This is a genomic window from Aeromonas sp. QDB17 (assembly GCF_027705305.1).
Lineage (GTDB): Bacteria > Pseudomonadota > Gammaproteobacteria > Enterobacterales > Aeromonadaceae > Aeromonas > Aeromonas caviae.
The window spans coordinates 25,240-44,695 of the sequence record NZ_JAPDBP010000023.1 but is presented as its reverse complement, the minus strand read 5'-3'; the positions used below and the strand labels follow the sequence as shown (position 1 = coordinate 44,695).

Below are 19,456 nucleotides of genomic sequence, written 5' to 3'. Positions count from 1 at the left end.
GGCAGTTTACCGCAAGCGGCGGTTTGCGCTAAGTGTGCAATGGGGGCGGCATCCAGGGGATCGCAATTTTATTCAATATCGGGCCGCCCGGGCCGGGTAGGCTCGGGCTTCCCTCAATTGAACGAGCATCATCCATGGAATTCAGTCTGCTGTTATCCATGGCCGGGTTTGCCCTGGCCATGTCCATCTCCCCGGGGCCGGTCAATCTGGTCGCCCTTGGCACCGGCGCCCGGTACGGTTTCACGGCCAGCCTGCGCCACGTGGTGGGGGCCACCCTCGGCTTCATCCTGCTGCTCCTGCTGATGGGGCTGGGTCTTGGCGGCGCCCTGTCCCGCTGGCCTGTGGCGCTGGGGGCCATTCACTGGGGCGGCGTGCTCTTTCTCGGCTGGATGGCCTGGCAGTTGCTAGTGGATAGCGGCGAGGTGGAGGAAGTGGAGGGCGTACCCCCCGCCTTCTGGTACGGGGCCCTGATGCAGTGGCTCAATCCCAAGGCCTGGCTTGCCGCCAGCATGGGGATGGGAGCCTATGGGATCGCGGGCGGCATAAGCCAGATCGCCCTCTTTACCGGCATTTATCTGGTTATTTGCCTCGGCTCCATCGCCTGCTGGGCCTATGCGGGCAGCCGATTGCAGGGGTGGCTGGTCTCTCCTCGCCGATTGCGCTGGTTCAATCGGGCCATGGCGCTCTTGCTGCTGCTCAGCGCCGCCTATCTGGTGCGCTCGTCCTGAGGGGCGAGCTGCGCTCTGTACTGGCCCGGGGTGGCGGCCACCCGGCGTTTGAACTGGCGCTGGAAGTGGGCCTGATCGGCAAAACCGCTGGCAAGGGCCACTTCCGCCAGGGGCTGCCCCTGGCGCAGCAGGGTGCGGGCGTGGCGAATGCGCTGATCGAGCAGGTAGGCGTGGGGCGTCATGCCGTAGTGGCGGCTGAAGGCGCGCACGAAGTGGGAAGGGGTGAGCCCGGCCACCGCACTCAGCTGTGCCAGGGTGAGGGCGCAGGCACTCTCGTCCTGCATCAGCTCGGCGGCTCGCTGCAGGTGCTGGGGAGGGCGGTCATCCCACTTGGCCGGGGTGAGCCTGGCCAGAAGCTGGCGGCTGAAGAGGTGGCAGGCCACTTCGCGAGCCAGGGGATCCGGCTCCTCCACCAGTTGCCGATGAAGCCGGCAGAGCCCCTGGTAGAGCAGGGGATCCCGGCTTGCGGTCATGTCGAAGGGGCGAAACGCGTTGCCGAGCCCGGCCTCCTCCTGCTGGCGCTGCAACCAGAGGTTGTCGATGTAGAACATCAGATAGGACCAGGGCTGGTCAGCGACGGGATTGCAGGCGTGCACCTCTTCCGGGTTCATCAGCACCAGGCTGCCGCGGCCGACCTCTTGCAGGCTGCGCTGGTTGAGGTAGTGGCTGTGGCCGCCGGTGATGGCGCCGATGGAGAAGTGGGGGTGGCTGTGCTTGTCGTAGCAGACGCGCCGGCCATCCTGCACCGCCCTCGCCTCGATGAAGGGCAGGGCGGGATCGTGCCAGAAGTGGTGCTGATCCTGCGTCGCCCGCGCACGGCTCACGATGTGCTCCTCGGCGGGGGGCTGTTCCCCTGCCGGGCTCGGGGAGCGCGGCAGGGGAAGGGTGACGATGGTTGCTGCATCCTCAGCCGCCGAGATAGGCCTGGCGGACGGCGGGGTTGGCCAGAAGGGCCTCTCCCGTGTCTTGCAGCACCACCCGGCCGTTCTCCAGCACATAGCCGCGATCGGCCAGCTTGAGCGCCTGGTTGGCGTTCTGCTCCACCAGGAAGATGGTCATGCCGTCGCGGCGCAGCTGCTCTATGGTGTCGAAGATCTGCTGGATGACGATGGGGGCCAGCCCCAGCGAGGGTTCATCCAGCAGCAACAGGCGCGGTTTGCTCATCAGGGCCCGGCCGATGGCCAGCATCTGCTGCTCACCGCCGGACATGGTGCCGGCGCGCTGCTCCAGTCGCTCGTGCAGCCGCGGGAACAGGGTGAAAATCTGATCCAGCAGGCCGCGCTGCTCGGCCTTGTCGACGAAGAAGGCCCCCATCAGCAGGTTCTCCTCCACCGTCAGGCGGGCGAAGATGCGGCGCCCCTCCGGCACCACGGCGATGTCCTTGCGCATGATGCGGGCGGTGGAGAGCGAGTCTATCTGCTCCCCCTCGAACCAGATGGAGCCGCTGCTGGGCTTGGGCTCGCCGCACAGGGTCATCAGCAGGGTGGTCTTGCCGGCGCCGTTGGCGCCGATCAGGGTGACGATTTCCCCCTCTTTCACCTCGACGCTGACGTCGTGCAGCGCCTGAATTTTGCCGTAGTGGGTCGATACGTTGCGAAGTTCTAACATCTTTTTGTCCTTACGACTCGCCCAGATAGGCCTTGATCACTGCCGGATTGCTGCGGATTTCATCTGGCTTGCCGTGGGCCAGCGGGGTGCCCTGGTTGACCACGAAGATGCGGTTGGAGATCTCCATCACCAGCTTCATGTCGTGCTCGATCAGCAGCACCGAGACCCCGAACTCGTCCCGCAGGTTGGAGATGAGCTCGTTCAGCTCGTCGGTCTCGTGGGGGTTGAGGCCGGCGGCCGGCTCGTCCAGCATCAGCAGCTCGGGCCGGGTCGCCATGCAGCGGGCTATCTCGAGCCGGCGCTGCTGGCCATAGGCCAGGTTGCCGGCGGCGCGGTTGGCGAGATCCTTGAGCCCCACCTTCTCCAGCCAAAAGGCGGACTGCTCCAGCCCCTCCCGCTCGGCGCGGCGAAAGGCCGGGGTCTTGAACAGCCCGGCCAGAAAACCGGTGTTGAGGTGCCTGTGCTGGGCCACCAGCAGGTTTTCCACCGCCGTCATGTCCTTGAACAGCCGCACGTGCTGAAAGGTGCGCACGATTCCCTTGCGGGCGATGAGGTGACCGGGCAGCCCCTGGATCTCCTCGCCCTTGTAGCGAATGATGCCGCCGCTCGGGCGGTAGAAGCCGGTCAGGCAGTTGAAGATGGTGGTTTTGCCGGCCCCGTTGGGACCTATGATGGAGATCACCTCCCCCTTTTCCACGTCCAGCTTGACCCCGTTGACCGCCAGCAGGCCGCCGAAACGCATCGACAGATCAGAGACTTCCATTAACTTCTGATGAGTACTCATTTTTTCAGCTCCCAGTCCAGGGTGGAGCAAGTCACCGCCAGCAATCCGGCCAGATAGCGCATCGACAGCTCAGAGACGTCCAACAACTTCTGATTGGCACTCATTTCTTCAACTCCAGATGCGGGCGGGTCATCGGCAGCAATCCTTGTGGCCGCCAGATCATCATGAACACCATCAAGAGGCCGAACATCAGCATGCGGTACTCGTTGAACTCGCGCGCCAGCTCCGGCAGCACCGTCATCACGATGGCGGCCAGCACCACCCCGATCTGGGAGCCCATGCCGCCCAGCACCACGATGGCCAGCACGATGGCCGACTCGATGAAGACGAAGGACTCCGGGCTGATGAAGCCCTGGCGCGAGGCGAAGAAGCTGCCGGCAAACCCCGCGAAGCAGGCGCCTATGGTGAAGGCGGTCAGCTTGATGATGGTGGGGTTGAGCCCCAGCGACTTGCAGGCGATCTCGTCTTCCCGCAGCGCCTCCCAGGCGCGGCCAAGCGGCATGCGCAGCAGGCGGTTGATGACGAACAGGGTCGCCACCACCAGCACCAGCGCCATCAGGTAGAGGAAGATCACCTTGTGGTTGGCGTTGTAGGCGATGCCGAAGAATTCGTGGAAGGTCTCGAAGCCGCCATCCTTGACGGTGCGGTTGAACTCCAGCCCCCCCAGGGTCGGTTTGGGAATGCCGGAGATGCCGTTCGGGCCGCCGGTCAGGCTGGTCATGTTGTTGAGCAGGATGCGGATGATCTCGCCAAAGCCCAGGGTGACGATGGCCAGGTAATCCCCCCGCAGCCGCAGCACCGGGAAGCCGAGCAGGAAGCCGAAGGTGGCTGCCATCAGGCCGGCGATGGGCAGGCACTCCCAGAAACTGAGCCCGAAGTAGCTGTTGAGCAGGGCATAGCTGTAGGCGCCGACCGCGTAGAAGCCAACATAGCCGAGATCGAGCAGGCCGGCGAGGCCCACCACCACGTTCAGTCCCAGCCCCAGCATGATGTAAATCAGGGTGAGGGTGGCCAGATCGATGGCGCCGCGAGAGGCCATGAAGGGCCAGCTCACCGCAAACAGCAGCACCAGCACGGCGGTGAGGTTATAGAGCTTGGGGGCCTCTTCGGGGCTTGGCAGCACCAGCTTGGTGAAGCCGACGGAGAAGCCGCTGATGGAGGCCTGGAACAGCCGGCTTATCTGGCCGCGCAGCATCTGGAACCAGAAGACGATGGTGGCGCCCCCCAGCAGCCAGGCCAGCGATACATCGAGGCGGCTCACCACCAGCAGGCGGGAGCCATCGGTCTCCAGCTTGAAGCCGAGCAGCCAGAAGGAGAGCACCAGCAGCACCAGGCTGGCGATGCAGGCATGGATAAATTGACGTTTCATCAGACTTTCTCCACTTCCGGACGGCCGAGAATGCCAGTGATGGTCATGAACAGCAGCACGAGGGCATGCATAGATTGGTTTTTCATACCTTCTCGACCTCCGGACGACCCAGGATGCCGGTGGGCATGAAGAGCAACACGAAGATGAGCAAGGCAAACGCCATCACATCCTTGTACTCGGTGCTGAGATAGCCCGCGGTGAGCGCTTCCACCACGCCGAGCAGCAGGCCGCCCAGTACGGCACCGGGAATGCTGCCGATGCCGCCCAATACCGCAGCGGTGAAGGCCTTCAAGCCCGCCATGAAGCCGAGATAGGGGTTGATGACGCCGTAGTACATGCCGAGCAGCACCCCCGCGACGGCGGCCAGGGCGGCCCCCAGCACGAAGGTGATGGAGATGACCACGTGGGTGTCTATCCCTAACAGGTTGGCCATCTTGATGTCTTCGGAACAGGCACGGCAGGCACGCCCCATGCGGGAGCGGCCGATGAACTGGGTCAGCGCCAGCATGGTGACGAAGGTCACCACGAAGATGATGAGCTGCATGTAGGAGAGGCTGGCCTGGAAGCCATCCTCGCCGCCGAGGGTCCAGCCCCCGGAGATCAGAGTGGGCATGGCGATGTCACGCGAGCCCTGGGCCATCCGCATCATGTTCTGCAGGAAGATCGACATGCCGATGGCGGAGATGAGGGGGATCAGGCGGTTGCCGCCCCGCAGTGGACGATAGGCCACCCGTTCTATGGACCAGCCATAGCTGCCGGTGATGATGATGCTGACCAGGAAGGCGCCCCCCAGCAGCAGCACGGTGCTGTCGATGCCCATCATCATGAGCCCGGCCATCACCATGAAGGCGACATAGGAGCCGATCATGTAGACCTCGCCGTGGGCGAAGTTGATCATGCCGATGATGCCGTAGACCATGGTGTAGCCGATGGCGATCAACGCATAGGTGCTGCCTATGGTCAATCCGTTCAGCAACTGCTGAACCAGATAAAGAAGGTGTTCGGACATACCGCGTTCCCTGTGTACTTGCCCGCAAAGAAAGGAGGGGTGACTCACGTCACCCCGACCGGCAGATTATTTGAGTTGAGTGGAGGTACCGTCGGCGTGCCACTGGAACACACCGAATTCGAAGCCTTTCAGGTCACCGTTCGGTGCCCAGGTCAGGGGGCCCATCACGGTGTCGATCGGTGCGGCCTTGATGGCGGCAGCCACGGCAGCCGGATCATCCTCGCCCGCCTTGGCGATACCGGCCGCCAGGGCCTGCATGGCGGCGTAGGTGGTCCAGACGAACGGACCGGAGGAGTCCTGACCCTTGGCCTTGAACGCTTCCACGATGGGGGCGTTGGCGGGGACCAGATCGTATTTGTTCGGCAGGGTGACCAGCAGGCCTTCGGAAGCCGGGCCGCCGATGGCGGAGATGTCCTTGTTGCCCACGCCTTCCGGACCCATGAACTTGGCCTTCAGACCCTTTTCGCCAGCCTGGCGCAGGATCAGACCCAGCTCGGGGTGGTAGCCGCCGTAGTAGACGAAGTCGACGTTCTCTTTTTGCAGCTTGGCGATCAGGGCGGAGAAGTCCTTGTCGCCGGCGGTGATGCCCTCATAGGCCACGACCTTGACGCCGGCCTTGTCCAGGGCCGCTTTCACGCTGGAGGCGATGCCTTCACCGTACTGTTTCTTGTCGTGGATGACGGCCACGCGCTGGGGTTTGACCTGCTCGATGATGTACTTGGCGGCGGTCGGGCCCTGGTCGCTGTCCAGACCGATGGTGCGCAGGGTCAGCTGGTAACCGCGCTCGGTGATCTTGGGGTTGGTGGAGGCGGGGGTGACCATCAGGACCCCTTCATCTTCATAGATGTCGGAGGCGGGCAGGGTGTTGTCGGAGCAGAGGTGGCCGACCACGAACTTGACGCCGTCGTTGATCACCTTGTTGGCGATGGCCACGGCCTGTTTGGGATCGCAGGCATCGTCATAGATGACGGCTTCGATCTGCTTGCCCTTGATGCCGCCCGCCTTGTTGATCTGCTCGACCGCCATCTTGCCGCCGGTGAACTGCATGTCACCGTACTGGGCGACCGGGCCGGTCAGGGGGCCGGCGATGCCGATCTTGATGGTATCGGCCGCATTGGCCATGGAAACTGATCCAAACAGAGCCAAAGAAACCGCTGCTCTGACTGCCATTTTGCTGAAGTTATGCATTGATTCGTCCCTTAATCAGTGAATTGTTTCATTTTATGCATGTCATTCCGAGCCTGTGTCCCGCCAGCCCGGCGATAGATAAGGTTCTATCATTCCTCGCCGGGCAATAACAAGATGTTAAAGATACTAACCGGAGCAGGCGCAAGAGGGGTTTTGTGAAACTAACGCGCAGTTTATTGTTGTTTATTGGAGTTTAATGTTGCTGCGATGGTGCAACATACAGATAACAAATTGTCATGGTGACAATTTACAGAGTAAAAAACTGACGATATTTCATTCTGCGTCCGCTCTCATTTTGACCAAAATCCGTTTGCGCAAAAAGAAATGACCGCATAGATTAGCCAGCATTGATAATTCACTGGCAGCGCCCGTTAAAATCAAGCCTTTATTCGGGAAATCTGCTACTGTTCCGCCTTTGTTATTCAGGAGACAGAGATGGCAACTATCAAGGATGTCGCCTCGCGCGCAGGCGTATCCATCTCCACCGTCTCACATGTACTCAATCACACCCGTCGGGTCAGCGAAGACGCAACCCAGAAAGTGCTTGAGGCGGTGGCAGAGCTGAACTACGCGCCCAACTCGGTGGCGCGCAGTCTCAAGATCAATTCGACCAAGACCATTGGCATGCTGGTGACCACCAGTGCCAACCCCTTCTTCGCGGAAGTGGTACAGGGGGTGGAAGCCTACTGCTTCGAGCAGGGTTACAGCCTGATCCTGTGCAACACCGAGAACCAGCCGCCACGCCAGCAGCACTATCTGCGCATGCTGATGGAGAAGCGGGTGGACGGTCTGCTGGTGCTGGGGACCGATATCGACACCCAGTTCAGGGACATGCTGCGCATCCACAAAAACGTGCCGCAGGTGGTGCTGGACTGGGGCAACGAGTGCGATTTCGCCAACGTGATCAACGACAACGCCCGCATCGGCGCGCGTCTGGCGGTGCGCCATCTGCTGGAGCAGGGCCACACCAACATCGTCTGCATCACCGGCCATCTCGCCAAGCCGACTACCCAGCAACGGCTGGACGGGGTGCGCGATGCCCTGGCTGAACAGGGGATGACCCTGAAAGAAGAGCAGATCTTCGAAGGGGACTACGAGAGCCAGAGCGGCTTCGATGCCATGCAGCGCATCCTGGCCCTCACCCCTCGCCCGACCGCGGTCTTTGCCTTCGACGATCCCATGGCCATCGGTGCCATCTGCGCCGCCTGGGAGGCCGGGGTCAAGGTGCCGGACGATATCTCCATGATCGGTTATGACGACGTGGAGATGGCGCGCTTCTCCAGCCCGCCGCTCACCACCATCCGCCACCCCAAGGCCGAGCTCGGTCTGCTGGCGGTGCAGCAACTGGTGAGCCGGATCCGCAACAAGGAGCTGGAAGTGGAGTCCATGACGGTGCAGCCCGAGCTCATCGTCCGCCGCTCGGTCAAGTCCCTGCGCTGACGGCGCCACGGGTGCCATGAACACGAAACCCCCTCGCCAGCGAGGGGGTTTCTGTTTTTGGGCCCCTCTCGTGGGCGTCAGGCCTTGAGGCCGAGCCGTCTGGCGAGGCGGTGCAGGTTGCCGCCGTCCAGATCCAGCGCCCGGGCGGTGGCGGCCCAGTTGCCGTCATGGGCGGTCAGGGTCTGCTCGATGAGCTGGCGCTGGAACAGATCGGTGGCGGCGCGAAGGCCCAGGCCGGCAATGGCCGGGGAGGCGGGCTGGCTGACGGTGTCGGCGGGCAGGGATGAGCCCGTCGGCCCCAGGTTGAAGTGGTGGGGTTCCAGGGTCGGCGAGGGGCTGCCCTGTTCGGCCCGCGCCAGCACGGCGGCGCGGTGGATGGCGTGCTCCAGCTCCCGCACGTTGCCGGGCCAGTCGTGGCGCTCGAGCAGTTGCAGCACCTGTGACTGGATACGCAGCTGCTCCAGCCCCAGGCCGAGCCGGCAGCGCTCGCAAAAGTAACCGGCCAGCAGGGGAATGTCGCCCGGGCGCTCCCGCAGTGCAGGGGCGTGGATCGGGAACACGCTCAGCCGGTGGTAGAGGTCGGCCCGAAACTGCCCCTCGACCACCGCCTGTTTCAGATCCCGGTTAGTGGCCGCCAGGATGCGCACATTCACCTTGAGCGGGGTGTCGTCACCGATCCGCTGCAGATCGCCGTATTGCAGCACCCGCAGCAGCTTGGCCTGCAGCGCCAGGGAGAGCTCCCCTATCTCGTCGAGAAACAGGGTGCCCTTGTCCGCGAGCTCGAACTTGCCCGCCCGATTGTGGATGGCGCCGGTGAAGGCCCCCTTCACGTGGCCGAACAGCTCGCTCTCGGCCACGGATTCGGGCAGGGCGGCGCAGTTGAGGTAGACCAGGGGGGCATGGGCGCGGGGCGAGCCGCCATGCACCGCCTTGGCGATCAGCTCCTTGCCGACCCCGGTCTCCCCCAAAATCAGCACGTTCAGCTCGGAGCTTGCCACCACGTCTATCTCGTGGCGCAACCGGGCCATGGCGGGGGAGTGCCCTATCATCTCCGGCTGCTCGGGGCCGGGCCGGGTGCCGGCCAGGGGCTCGCTGCTTTGGCGGGCGAGCCGCTCCAGCAGCAGGGCGTTGTCGAGGGCGGCGGCGGCCAGGGCCCCCACCAGACGCAGTTCCTCGTCGCTGATGCCGTCGAACTGGGTCGGGTTCATGCCGTCTATGGTCAGGGCGCCGATCAGCGCCTGCTCCGAGAAGAGCGGCAGGCCGACACAGGCGTGCACCTTGAAGTCGTCGTGATCCGGCAGCAGGCCGTCATAGGGGTCGGGCAGGGCGCTGTCGGCAGGGAAGCGCACCACATCCCCGGCGCGGGCGATGGCCTCGAGGCGCGGGTGATCCTTGAGGGCGAAGCGGCGCCCCAGCACGTCCTGCATCAGGCCGTCGATGGCGAGCGGGATGAACTGGCCCCCCTCGTAGCGCAGCAGGGCCGAGGCATCCGATTTCAGCAGGCTGCGCACGCTCTGGATCAGGCGGTGGAAGCGGTCCTGATGAGAGATGCCGAGTTGCAGGTCGAGGGCGATGCGCGCCAGGCTGTCGGTCGAGATCACGATAATTGTCCAAATGACAGTATGTTTGTGATTTTGACTATAACGGTGTGGTGTCTTGATGACAACGAGTGATATTAGAAGCCATTAAAAACAACGAGTTACATGTTGGCACGTCCGCTGCAATAGCTGGTTCAGTTGAACATCCACTATTACATTCGAGGAACTGCCTGATGAGCATTCACGTCAAGAACAACATCCACTGGGTCGGCCAACGGGACTGGGAGGTACGCGACTTCCACGGCACCGAGTACAAGACCCACAAGGGCACCAGCTACAACAGCTACCTCATCCGCGAAGGGAAAAACGTGCTGATCGATACCGTCGATCACAAGTTCAGCCGGGAGTTCGTGCAGAACCTGGCGGCCGAGATCGATCTCGCCGCCATCGACTACGTGGTGATCAACCACGCCGAGGAGGATCACGCCGGCGCCCTGACCGAGCTGATGGCCCGTATCCCCGGCACCCCCATCTACTGCACCCACAACGCCATCGACTCCATCACCGGCCATCATCACCACCCGGAGTGGAACTTCCACCCGGTCAAGACCGGTGACAGCCTGGACATCGGCAACGGCAAGCAGCTGGTGTTCATCGAGACCCCCATGCTGCACTGGCCCGACAGCATGATGACCTACATGACCGAGGATGCGGTGCTGTTCTCCAACGACGCCTTCGGCCAGCACTACTGCGACGAGCACCTGTTCAACGACGAGGTGGATCAGAGCGAGCTGATGGAGCAGTGCCAGCGCTACTACGCCAACATCCTCACCCCCTTCAGCCCCCTGGTGACCGCCAAGATCAAGGAAGTGCTCGGCTTCAACCTGCCGGTGAGCATGGTGGCCACCTCCCACGGCATCGTCTGGCGCGAGGACCCCACCCAGATCATCCTGAAATACCTGGAGTGGGCCGACCACTATCAGGAAGACCGCATCACCCTCTTCTACGACTCCATGTCCAACAACACCCGCATGATGGCCGACGCCATCGCCCAGGGCATCCACGAGGTGGACCCCGGCGTGGCGGTGAAGATCTACAACGTGGCCCGCCACGACAAGAACGAGATCCTGACCCAGGTGTTCCGCTCCAAGGGGATACTGGTGGGCTCCTCCACCATGAACAACGTCATGATGCCCAAGGTGGCGGGCATGCTCGAAGAGATCACCGGCCTGCGTTTTCGCAACAAGCGCGCCTCGGCCTTCGGCAGTTACGGCTGGACCGGTGGCGCGGTGGACCGGATCCAGACCCGATTGATGGACGCAGGCTTTGACATCAGCATCTCTCTCAAGGCCAAGTGGCGGCCGGATGGCTCGGCGCTGGCCGAATGCCGCGAGCATGGTCGCCAGCTCGCCCGTCAGTGGGCGTTGCACCCGCTGGACGCACCCCGCCCGATCACCACAACCCAGACAACCGTGACGCCCGTCCCCGCGATGCCTGCTGTTGAGCCGCAAGCCGCAGCGGCCGCCGCCGAATGGGATGACGACCAGGCCATGCTCTGCACGGTCTGCCAGTGGGTCTATGACCCGGCCCAGGGCGAGCCGGATCAGCTGGTGGCGCCGGGCACCCCCTGGGCCCAGGTGCCGGACAGTTTCCTCTGCCCCGGCTGCGGCATCGGCAAGGAGGTATTTGAACCCTGCGCCGTGGAGGCCTGTGTATGAGCGCAGCAACGCAGAGTGACGCCGGCATCAGCCGGGAGATAGTGGTGATCGGCAGCGGCTTCGCTGCCCAGCAACTGGTCAAGAGCCTGCGCAAGCTTAACGCCGAGCAGCCCATCCGCCTCATCACCGCCGACAGCGGCGATGAGTACAACAAGCCCGACTTGAGCCACGTGGTGAGTCGGGGCTGCCCTGCCGCAGCCATGACCCGTCAGAGCGGCAGCGATTTTGCCGAGCAGCAGCGCATCGCGCTGCTGCCCCACTGCCCGGTGCATGGCATCGACCCTGCCCGGCGGTTGGTGCTGACCGAGCAGGGGGAATTCCCCTACGGCAAGCTGGTGCTGGCCACCGGGGCGAGCGCGGTGCGCCCCGATCTGCCGGGCAGCGAACACCTGGTCACCCTCAACAGCCAGCAGGAGTACGCCGCCATCGAGGCGCAACTGCGCCAGGCCCGCCGCATCCTGGTGCTGGGGGCGGGGCTCATCGGCTGCGAGCTGGCGATGGACATGGCGAGCGCAGGAAAAGAGGTGACGCTGGTGGATCTGGCCGACAGCCCCTTAAGCGCCCTGCTGCCCGCCGCCCTGACCGAGCCGCTGCAACAGGCCCTGCGCAGCCAGGGGGTCAGCCTGCAGTTCGGGACGGGTCTCGCCAGGATAGATGCCCAGCCGGGGGATGGCTGGCGCGTCACCCTGACCGATGGGCGCATCAGCGAGCAGGATCTGGTGATCGCCGCGATCGGCCTGCGGCCGAATCTGGCCCTGGCCCGTGGGGCCGGGCTGGCAGTGGAGCGCGGCATCCTGGTCGATGATCGGCTGCAGACCAGCGATCCCCACATCTTCGCCCTGGGGGATTGCGTGCAGTGGCAAGGTCAGCTGCTCCCCTTCCTGCAACCCATCGTGCTGGGGGCCAATGCGCTGGCGCGCACCCTGCTCGGCACACCGACCCCGCTGGCCCTGCCGCCCATGCTGGTGAAGGTGAAGACGCCGCGCTACCCGCTGCAACTGGCGGGTCGTACCCGGGGTGAAGATCTCGCCTGGCAGTGCCGCTGGAACAGCCACGGCATGGTGGCCGAGGCGCACGGCGAAGATGGCAAGCTGTGCGGCTTCGTGGTGGGGGGCGACCAGATGAGCGCCGCCTTCCCGCTGCTGCGTCAGCTGCCCCGTTGAACCATTAATAGCCGAAGGCCGGGCTGACCCGGCCACTCGAGGAGAACCGATATGGCCATGCAACTGATCCCGTCTCACTGGGTGGTACGCCGTTCCACCCCCTTTTTCACCCGCCAGAACGTGCCCCAGGCCCTGCTCACCCACCACAACACCGCGGCCGGGGTGTTCGGCCAGCTCTGCGTGATGGAGGGAACCGTCACCTATCACGGCTTTGCCGACGAACATGCCGAGGAGCCCGAGGTGAGCCTGGTGATCCGGGCCGGGGAGTTTGCCACCAGCCCGCCCCAGTACTGGCACAGGGTTGAGCTGTCGGAGGATGCCCGCTTCAACATCCACTTCTGGGCCGAGCAGGCCGAATCCGACCAGCCGCTGTTCCACAGCCGCAAATAACGGGGTTTAAGGCTGAGGGGGCGGAGCGGGCAAATGCCCCCTCTGCCCATGCAGATCAAAATCATCAACTCAGATGTTGGTTATCCTGCCCCCTCGATTCGGATGAGCACTGTGAGGGAAGCATGAGCCTGTTGGAAGCCCTGACCATGACCTCGGGTCTGGTCTATCTGGTTCTGTTGTTGTGGCAGGGCCGCAGCGGTTGGGGCTGGACGCTCTCTCTGCTGTTGGCCGCCGCGCTCTGGCTGCTGGTGGCGGATTCGGTACTCTGGCTCGCACTGGGGCTGGTGGCCACGACCCTGGCGCTCTGGCTGCGCTATCGCCCCCTACTCATGCTGGCCCACATAGACAGTCAACGTCTCAGAACGGCCACCAGGCAGCTATTGCTGCTGTGTTGGGTGTTGGTGGCGGTTCAATATGTTGTTCATATCGGACAGTTGGGGCTGGGGATGACCCCCTGGCTGGTGCGCCCCGACGTGGTGGACGGTTTCCTGCCCATCGCAGGTGGTCTCGGGCTGCGGGCCTGGCTCGGGCAGGGGCTGACGGACCCCCACCACCCGGCGGCCACCGTCACCGTGCTGGTGCTCTCCCTGTCGGCCCTGCTGCTGGGTCGGGCGTTTTGTGCCTGGTTCTGCCCGCTCGGGCTGGTGGGGGAGTGGCTGCACGGCCTGCGCTCGCGCCTGTTGCCGGGGGAGTGGACCCCGCCGCGCTGGCTCGATGCCGTGTTGCGCGGCCAGAAGTTTCTGGTGCTCGGCTTTCTGCTCTTCATCATATTGCTGGCGGTACCCGCCGCCGCCCTGTCCGGCTACCTCGCCAGCCCCTACCATCAGGCGGCGGACATGAAGATGGGGGCCTTCTTCTTCAACCTGACCCTGATCTCGGGCCTGTGCCTTGGCTGGGTGTTGTTGCTCACCGCCACCTTCCGGCAAGGGTTCTGCCGCTACCTCTGCCCCTATGGCGCCTGGTTCGCCCTGCTCGGCCTGCTGACCCCGCTGCGCATTCGCCGTGACCCGGCCCGCTGCCTGCGAAGCACGGGCCACGACTGCGACAAGTGCAGCCGGGCCTGCCCCTCGCGCATCCAGGTACACCAGCTCATCGCGGTGCAGAGCCTCGAGTGCACCAGCTGCCAGAGCTGCGTGGCCGCCTGCCCCAAGCGGGCCGATGCCCTGCATCTTGGCACGCAAGGGCAGCGACTCGCCCCCCGCCAACTGCTGGGGCTGCTCTGTCTGTTGCTGCTGGTGTTGCCGCTGCTCGCTTACGGCTTGCTGGATCTCTGGGTCAGCCAGACACCGATCCCTGACCGCTACGAGTTGTTGCAGCGGCTGCCCTGGCTGAGCCACTGAGGGGGGAAAGGGCAAAAGGTGGATGATGGGGGGATCTTTCGGATTGGCGATAATAAGCTGTATAAAAATCCCCCGCCAAATTGTTAGCGCCATCCCACTTTGCTCATATTGCAATTGATCATATAGCGCTCCCCACCATAATGGGTGCTGTTATTTGGCGTTGTTAATATCAATTGGATGAGCAACAACATGAATATCAAGGTCAGCTATCCCAAGTGGTTTACCCTGGACCATAAGATCGCGTTCTTCTTCCCGCTGTAATTCCCCGCGGCGGCGCGGCATGCCTGCCATGCCACGAGCCCGCCTCCATTCCTGAACTGAAATAGCTGCACCCGTCTTCGCCTGTTTATTCTGGCGAGGCGATGTCGTGCACCCATTTCCCAATATTTCCCACCTGCCGGACATTCTATTTTCGGCGGGGGGAGAGACTCATTTTGAATATTTAAATCTGGGGTGTTTATATTATGGAAAACTTCAAGCATCTGCCCGAACCCTTCCGTATTCGTGTCATCGAGCCGGTCAAGCGCACCACCCGTGCCTATCGGGAAGAGGCCATTGTCCGGGCGGGCATGAACCCCTTCCTGCTGGACAGCGAAGACGTCTTCATCGACCTGCTGACCGACAGCGGCACCGGCGCCATCACTCAGGACATGCAGGCCGCCATGCTGCGCGGTGACGAGGCCTACAGCGGCAGCCGCAGCTACTATGCCCTGCAACAGGCGGTGCAGGAGATCTTCGGCTACTCCCTGACCATCCCCACTCATCAGGGGCGCGGCGCCGAGCAGATTTACATCCCCGTGCTCATCAAGAAGCGGGAGCAGGAGAAGGGGCTGGATCGCAAGAAGATGGTGGCCCTCTCCAACTACTTCTTCGACACCACCCAGGGCCACACCCAGATCAACTGCTGCGTGGCGAAGAACGTCTACACCAGGGAGGCGTTCGATACCTCGGTCACCGCCGACTTCAAAGGCAACTTCGATCTGGTGAAGCTGGAAGAGGCCATCCTGGAGGCGGGCCCCGCCAACGTGCCCTACATCGTCAGCACCATCACCTGCAACTCCGCCGGGGGGCAGCCGGTCTCCATTGCCAACCTGAAGGCGGTGTACGAGATCGCCAGAAAGTACGACATCCCCGTCATCATGGACTCCGCCCGCTTCGCCGAGAACGCCTACTTCATCCAGCAGCGGGAGCCCGGCTACGCGAACTGGACCATCGAGGAGATCACCAGGGAGTCCTACAAGTACGCGGACGGCCTCGCCATGTCGGCGAAGAAGGATGCCATGGTGCAGATGGGGGGGCTGCTGTGCTTCAAGGATGACAGCATGCTGGACGTCTACACCGAGTGCCGCACCCTGTGCGTGGTGCAGGAGGGCTTCCCGACCTATGGCGGCCTGGAAGGGGGCGCCATGGAGCGCCTGGCGGTGGGCCTGCGGGACGGCATGCGCCAGGACTGGCTGGCCTATCGCATTGGCCAGGTGCAGTACCTGGTGGACGGGCTGGAGGCCATCGGCGTGGTGTGCCAGCAGGCGGGGGGCCATGCGGCCTTCGTGGATGCGGGCAAGTTGCTGCCCCACATCCCGGCGGATCAGTTCCCGGCCCACGCCCTGGCCTGCGAGCTCTACAAGGTCGCCGGCATCCGGGCGGTGGAGATAGGTTCCCTGCTGCTGGGGCGCGACCCCGCCACCGGCAAGCAGCACCCCTGCCCGGCGGAGCTGCTGCGCCTGACCATCCCCCGTGCCACCTATACCCAGACCCACATGGACTTTGTCATCGAGGCCTTCGGCGAGGTGAAGAAGAACGCCCACCGGGTGAAGGGGCTGGACTTCATTTACGAGCCGGCCGTGCTGCGTCACTTCACCGCCAGACTGAAAGAGGTCGAGCATAACGACCCGTCAGCCGGCAAGACGCAGAAAAAATTGATAGAAGCATAACGAGTCAGGGGCACAGATTTTTCTGTGCCCTTTTTTTCACTGCTCTGTGAAAGATTTGGAGTGACACACATGACATCAACACCGTCCGTCATCGGAGGGGCCTGCATCATTGCCAGCGTCTGTGTCGGTGCCGGCATGCTGGGGCTGCCGAGCGCGGGAGCCGGGGCCTGGACCAGCTGGTCAACCCTCGCCATCATTCTCACCATGGTCATCATGACGGTTTCAGGCTGGATGCTGCTGGAAGCCCTGAAACCCTACGCATTGACCGCCTCCTTCAACTCGGTGACCAAGGATCTGCTCGGTCACAGGATCAATCTCTTCAACAACCTCACCGTCTATTTCGTGGGCGGCATTTTGCTCTATGCCTACATCACCTCGTCGGGTCTCATCCTGGGCGGCCTGCTGGGCATCAATAGCCAGCTGGCCTCGGTGTTGTTCGTTCTGGTGTTCTCCTGGTTCGTCTGGCATTCGACCCGGGCGGTTGACAGGATTTCGGTCGTCCTGATCGTCTTCATGGTGCTGAGTTTCGTGTTCGGGGTCTCCGGGCTTGCCAGCAAGATTGACACTGCCATGCTGTTCAGCACAGTCGCCGAGGAGCTGAAGCAGGCCCCCTATGCCCTGGCCATGCTGCCGGTGGCGCTCACCTCCTTCGGCTACCACCATTCGGTGGCCTCGATGCGCGCCTACTACGGCGAGGAGCAGAAGGCGAAGCAGGCGATCCTGGGGGGCACCCTGATCGCGCTGGCGCTCTACCTGCTGTGGCTGCTCAGCATCTTCGGCAATCTGCCCCGCAGCGCCTTCGGCCCCGTCATCGCCAAGGGGGGCGACGTGGATGTGCTGCTGGGGGCGCTGGCCTCGGTGATAGAGTCCAGGCAGGTCTCCCAGGCCATCAACCTCTTCTCCATGGCGGCCATCCTCTCCTCCTTCATCGGGGTGGGGCTCGGGGTGTTCGACTATCTGGCGGATCTGTTCCGGTTCGACAACAGCCGCCGGGGGCGGGCCAAATCCTGGGCGGTGACCTTCCTGCCCCCCCTGGCGCTCTCCCTGATGTTCCCGTTCGGCTTCGTGGTGGCCATCGGCTATGCCGGGGCCGCGGCGACCGTCTGGGCCTGCATCATCCCGGCCCTGCTGGCGAAGAAGTCCCGGGAGCTGGCCCCGGACGAGGCGAGGTTCAAGGCCCCCGGCGGCCAGCCCATGGTGGTGGCCGTCATCGTCTTCGGGGTGCTTACCGCCATCTTCCACCTGATGGCCATGGCGGGTCTGCTGCCCGTCTACACCGGTTGACCCTGGTGTGCTGAACCTGGCCCCATCCCGAACATATTCCACGGATGGGGCGCAGGATCCGGCCCGTTTCTCCCCATTTTCCCTCCAGATTTGATACCCGAAGGCATGCAGGGTAAAGTCCCCCGGCGCCAGCAGTGGCGAACGCAGGAGAAGCACGGCGGTGTGCCGTGACCAGTCGACAATCCGTTTGGGGGAGTAATGGAACAGAAACCATCGTTGGTGGGCGGGGCATGCATCATTGCCGGCGTCTGTGTAGGGGCCGGCATGCTGGGGCTGCCGAGTGCGGGGGCGGGCGCCTGGACCCTCTGGTCCATGCTCGCGGTGGCACTGACCATGGTGGTGATGACGGTCTCCGGCTGGATGCTGCTGGAGTCCTATCGAGGCTATCCCCTGCGCGTCTCCTTCGATACCGTGACCCGGGATCTGCTGGGGGAGAAGGTCAACGCCCTCAACAATCTCAGCGTCTACTTCGTCGGCGGCATCCTGCTCTATGCCTACATCACCTCGGCCGGTCTCATCATCGACGGCATGACGGGGATGGGCAGCCAGTGGGCGTCCGTGCTCTTTACCCTGGCCTTCTCCCTGCTGGTGTGGCACTCCACCCGGGCGGTGGACCGCATCTCGGTGCTGCTGGTGATCCTGATGGGGCTGAGCTTTGCCTTCGGCATCTCGGGCCTGTCGATGAACGTGCACCTCGATCTGCTGCTCGACCGGGTGGGCAGCGAAGTGAGCTACGCCCCCTATGCCCTGGTGATGCTGCCGGTGGCGCTCACCTCGTTCGGTTACCACCATTCGGTCTCCTCCATGCGCGCCTACTACGGTGAAGAGCGTCGCGCCAGCCGCGCCATTCTGGGGGGCACCCTGATCGCGCTCGCGTTTTACCTCATCTGGCTGGTGAGCGTCTTTGGCAACCTGCCCCGCAGCGAGTTCGGCCCGGTGATCGCGGAGGGGGGCAACGTGGATGCCCTGCTCAAGGCTCTCGGTTCGGTGATCGAGTCCAAGGCGGTGGCCAGCGCCCTCAACGCCTTCTCCATGGCGGCCATCCTCTCCTCCTTCATCGGGGTGGGGCTCGGGGTGTTCGACTACCTGGCGGATCTGTTCAAGTTCGACAACAGCCGGGGTGGCCGTGCCAAGTCCTGGGCGGTGACCTTCCTGCCGCCCCTGGTGCTCTCCTTGCTGTTCCCGTTCGGCTTCCTGGTGGCCATCGGCTATGCGGGGGCCGTAGCGACCCTGTGGACCTGCATCATCCCGCCCCTGCTGGCCTGGAAGGTACGGGCGGCCCGGCGCGAAGAAGGTGGCGAGGGCTTCCGCGCCCCCGGCGGCCTCTTCATGATCGTCCTGGTGATCCTGTTCGGCGTGCTGACCGCCGCCTTCCACCTGCTCAACATGGTGGACCTGCTGCCCGCCTACAAGGGCTGAGCCGTTACCCGGGTCGCAGTGCCAGCACACAATGACAAAGAAGGAGCCTCATGGGCTCCTTCTTACTTGTCACACAGGCAATATTGGCGTCGGTTACTGAATGCCGACCGACAGGGAGTGGGGGACCTTGGCGCCTTTACGGGCGGTGGCGCGCATCTGGTAGACCTGGATCAGGTACTTGCCCGACTTGGGCAGGGTGCCTTGCCATTTTGTGTCCACGTTGCCGCCGCCCAGAGCCTCGGCCTGACCCGGGATGGCGCCCGGCGCGAAGACGTTGAAGTTGGCATTGGTGCTGCCGGTGATGGCGACAGTCATGGTCTGGCCTTCTTTGGCGCCCAGGGTGTAGTTGATGGTGTCATAACCGGAGAAGGTGCCGTCAACCTTGGTGCTGTGCGCGCCTTTGGCGAAGTGCACCGGCACCGTGGTCACCTTGTCTGCCGCCTGAACCGAGGCCGCCATCATCATGGCCAGCAAGGCGGCCGTTACTGCTTTTTTCATTATCTATTGCTCCTGTGATCGGGCCCTGGCACGGGCCTCGAGGGGAAGA

At 63.6% G+C, this 19,456-nt stretch carries 18 protein-coding genes; 10 read left to right on the top strand and 8 right to left on the bottom strand.

The features are described from left to right. Positions 1-134: 134 nt before the first annotated feature. Complete coding sequence (locus tag OKC41_RS17355; protein WP_270672222.1) at positions 135-728, top strand: LysE family translocator; 594 nt, start codon at positions 135-137, stop codon at positions 726-728. Here the strand turns inward: OKC41_RS17355 and OKC41_RS17350 are convergent. The 6 genes from OKC41_RS17350 to OKC41_RS17325 all read right to left on the bottom strand — a co-directional run bounded on the left by OKC41_RS17350 (position 707) and on the right by OKC41_RS17325 (position 6,686). Beyond that, on the bottom strand, positions 707-1,552 hold the full coding sequence (locus tag OKC41_RS17350) for an AraC family transcriptional regulator (RefSeq protein WP_041214153.1): 846 nt from the start codon (positions 1,550-1,552) through the stop codon (positions 707-709). The two genes, OKC41_RS17355 and OKC41_RS17350, sit on opposite strands and share 22 nt — an antisense overlap. Positions 1,553-1,634: 82 nt before the next feature. Next, on the bottom strand, positions 1,635-2,336 hold the full coding sequence (locus OKC41_RS17345; RefSeq protein WP_201895252.1) for an ABC transporter ATP-binding protein: 702 nt from the start codon (positions 2,334-2,336) through the stop codon (positions 1,635-1,637). A gap of 10 nt (positions 2,337-2,346) precedes the next feature. After that, the gene (gene livG, locus OKC41_RS17340) at positions 2,347-3,120 is read right to left on the bottom strand and encodes a high-affinity branched-chain amino acid ABC transporter ATP-binding protein LivG (RefSeq protein ID WP_005307326.1); all 774 of its coding nucleotides are present in this window, start codon (positions 3,118-3,120) and stop codon (positions 2,347-2,349) included. Between the two features lie 100 nt (positions 3,121-3,220). Next, the gene (locus tag OKC41_RS17335) at positions 3,221-4,489 is read right to left on the bottom strand and encodes a high-affinity branched-chain amino acid ABC transporter permease LivM (RefSeq protein WP_201895253.1); all 1,269 of its coding nucleotides are present in this window, start codon (positions 4,487-4,489) and stop codon (positions 3,221-3,223) included. Positions 4,490-4,571: 82 nt separating this feature from the next. Beyond that, positions 4,572-5,498, bottom strand: a complete 927-nt coding sequence (gene livH, locus OKC41_RS17330; RefSeq protein WP_010672383.1) for a high-affinity branched-chain amino acid ABC transporter permease LivH — start codon at positions 5,496-5,498, stop codon at positions 4,572-4,574. A gap of 66 nt (positions 5,499-5,564) precedes the next feature. After that, positions 5,565-6,686: a branched-chain amino acid ABC transporter substrate-binding protein gene (locus OKC41_RS17325; protein ID WP_039041003.1), complete on the bottom strand. Its 1,122-nt coding sequence runs from the start codon at positions 6,684-6,686 to the stop codon at positions 5,565-5,567. 435 nt (positions 6,687-7,121) lie between these two features. Here OKC41_RS17325 and OKC41_RS17320 point away from each other — a divergent pair, with 435 nt between their 5' ends. Then, positions 7,122-8,126, top strand: a complete 1,005-nt coding sequence (locus tag OKC41_RS17320) for a substrate-binding domain-containing protein (RefSeq protein ID WP_010672385.1) — start codon at positions 7,122-7,124, stop codon at positions 8,124-8,126. 77 nt (positions 8,127-8,203) lie between these two features. Here the strand turns inward: OKC41_RS17320 and norR are convergent, their stop codons facing one another. After that, positions 8,204-9,727 carry a nitric oxide reductase transcriptional regulator NorR gene (gene norR, locus OKC41_RS17315; protein WP_268915880.1) on the bottom strand — a complete coding sequence of 508 codons (1,524 nt, stop codon included), beginning with the start codon at positions 9,725-9,727 and terminating at the stop codon, positions 8,204-8,206. 170 nt (positions 9,728-9,897) lie between these two features. On the opposite strand from norR, the gene norV reads away from it, so the two are divergent. The 8 genes from norV to OKC41_RS17280 all read left to right on the top strand — a co-directional run bounded on the left by norV (position 9,898) and on the right by OKC41_RS17280 (position 18,909). Then, entirely contained in the window at positions 9,898-11,382 is a 1,485-nt protein-coding gene (gene norV / locus OKC41_RS17310) for an anaerobic nitric oxide reductase flavorubredoxin (protein ID WP_210556768.1), read from the top strand. After that, on the top strand, positions 11,379-12,545 hold the full coding sequence (gene norW, locus OKC41_RS17305; protein ID WP_143238238.1) for an NADH:flavorubredoxin reductase NorW: 1,167 nt from the start codon (positions 11,379-11,381) through the stop codon (positions 12,543-12,545). The genes norV and norW overlap by 4 nt, the downstream gene beginning before the upstream one ends. Positions 12,546-12,596: 51 nt before the next feature. Next, positions 12,597-12,935 (top strand): DUF1971 domain-containing protein, encoded by a 339-nt coding sequence (locus OKC41_RS17300; protein ID WP_109112737.1) that lies wholly within the window; start codon positions 12,597-12,599, stop codon positions 12,933-12,935. A gap of 122 nt (positions 12,936-13,057) precedes the next feature. Continuing rightward, complete coding sequence (locus OKC41_RS17295) at positions 13,058-14,275, top strand: 4Fe-4S binding protein (RefSeq protein ID WP_270672221.1); 1,218 nt, start codon at positions 13,058-13,060, stop codon at positions 14,273-14,275. Between the two features lie 177 nt (positions 14,276-14,452). Then, complete coding sequence (gene tnaC, locus OKC41_RS21115) at positions 14,453-14,536, top strand: tryptophanase leader peptide (RefSeq protein ID WP_069652909.1); 84 nt, start codon at positions 14,453-14,455, stop codon at positions 14,534-14,536. 203 nt (positions 14,537-14,739) lie between these two features. Continuing rightward, positions 14,740-16,206 (top strand): tryptophanase, encoded by a 1,467-nt coding sequence (tnaA, locus tag OKC41_RS17290; protein WP_010672391.1) that lies wholly within the window; start codon positions 14,740-14,742, stop codon positions 16,204-16,206. A 69-nt stretch (positions 16,207-16,275) separates the two neighbouring features. After that, positions 16,276-17,490 (top strand): aromatic amino acid transporter, encoded by a 1,215-nt coding sequence (locus tag OKC41_RS17285; protein ID WP_236275712.1) that lies wholly within the window; start codon positions 16,276-16,278, stop codon positions 17,488-17,490. A 198-nt stretch (positions 17,491-17,688) separates the two neighbouring features. Continuing rightward, on the top strand, positions 17,689-18,909 hold the full coding sequence (locus OKC41_RS17280; protein WP_270672220.1) for an aromatic amino acid transporter: 1,221 nt from the start codon (positions 17,689-17,691) through the stop codon (positions 18,907-18,909). A 93-nt stretch (positions 18,910-19,002) separates the two neighbouring features. Here OKC41_RS17280 and OKC41_RS17275 read toward each other — a convergent pair whose 3' ends face one another. Then, positions 19,003-19,407, bottom strand: a complete 405-nt coding sequence (locus OKC41_RS17275; protein ID WP_270672219.1) for a g-type lysozyme inhibitor — start codon at positions 19,405-19,407, stop codon at positions 19,003-19,005. Between the last annotated feature and the right edge of the window lie 49 nt (positions 19,408-19,456).

What these genes read in the sequence shown, in the direction of transcription:
- OKC41_RS17280 (WP_270672220.1), top strand. Translation starts at nt 17,689, where the DNA reads ATGGAACAGAAACCATCGTTGGTGGGCGGGGCATGCATCATTGCCGGC.
- OKC41_RS17320 (WP_010672385.1), top strand. Translation starts at nt 7,122, where the DNA reads ATGGCAACTATCAAGGATGTCGCCTCGCGCGCAGGCGTATCCATCTCC.
- norV (WP_210556768.1), top strand. Translation starts at nt 9,898, where the DNA reads ATGAGCATTCACGTCAAGAACAACATCCACTGGGTCGGCCAACGGGAC.
- livH (WP_010672383.1), bottom strand. Translation starts at nt 5,498, where the DNA reads ATGTCCGAACACCTTCTTTATCTGGTTCAGCAGTTGCTGAACGGATTG.
- OKC41_RS17295 (WP_270672221.1), top strand. Translation starts at nt 13,058, where the DNA reads ATGAGCCTGTTGGAAGCCCTGACCATGACCTCGGGTCTGGTCTATCTG.
- tnaA (WP_010672391.1), top strand. Translation starts at nt 14,740, where the DNA reads ATGGAAAACTTCAAGCATCTGCCCGAACCCTTCCGTATTCGTGTCATC.
- OKC41_RS17285 (WP_236275712.1), top strand. Translation starts at nt 16,276, where the DNA reads ATGACATCAACACCGTCCGTCATCGGAGGGGCCTGCATCATTGCCAGC.
- tnaC (WP_069652909.1), top strand. Translation starts at nt 14,453, where the DNA reads ATGAGCAACAACATGAATATCAAGGTCAGCTATCCCAAGTGGTTTACC.
- OKC41_RS17300 (WP_109112737.1), top strand. Translation starts at nt 12,597, where the DNA reads ATGGCCATGCAACTGATCCCGTCTCACTGGGTGGTACGCCGTTCCACC.
- OKC41_RS17335 (WP_201895253.1), bottom strand. Translation starts at nt 4,489, where the DNA reads ATGAAACGTCAATTTATCCATGCCTGCATCGCCAGCCTGGTGCTGCTG.
- OKC41_RS17345 (WP_201895252.1), bottom strand. Translation starts at nt 2,336, where the DNA reads ATGTTAGAACTTCGCAACGTATCGACCCACTACGGCAAAATTCAGGCG.
- OKC41_RS17275 (WP_270672219.1), bottom strand. Translation starts at nt 19,407, where the DNA reads ATGAAAAAAGCAGTAACGGCCGCCTTGCTGGCCATGATGATGGCGGCC.
- norW (WP_143238238.1), top strand. Translation starts at nt 11,379, where the DNA reads ATGAGCGCAGCAACGCAGAGTGACGCCGGCATCAGCCGGGAGATAGTG.
- livG (WP_005307326.1), bottom strand. Translation starts at nt 3,120, where the DNA reads ATGAGTACTCATCAGAAGTTAATGGAAGTCTCTGATCTGTCGATGCGT.
- OKC41_RS17325 (WP_039041003.1), bottom strand. Translation starts at nt 6,686, where the DNA reads ATGCATAACTTCAGCAAAATGGCAGTCAGAGCAGCGGTTTCTTTGGCT.
- OKC41_RS17355 (WP_270672222.1), top strand. Translation starts at nt 135, where the DNA reads ATGGAATTCAGTCTGCTGTTATCCATGGCCGGGTTTGCCCTGGCCATG.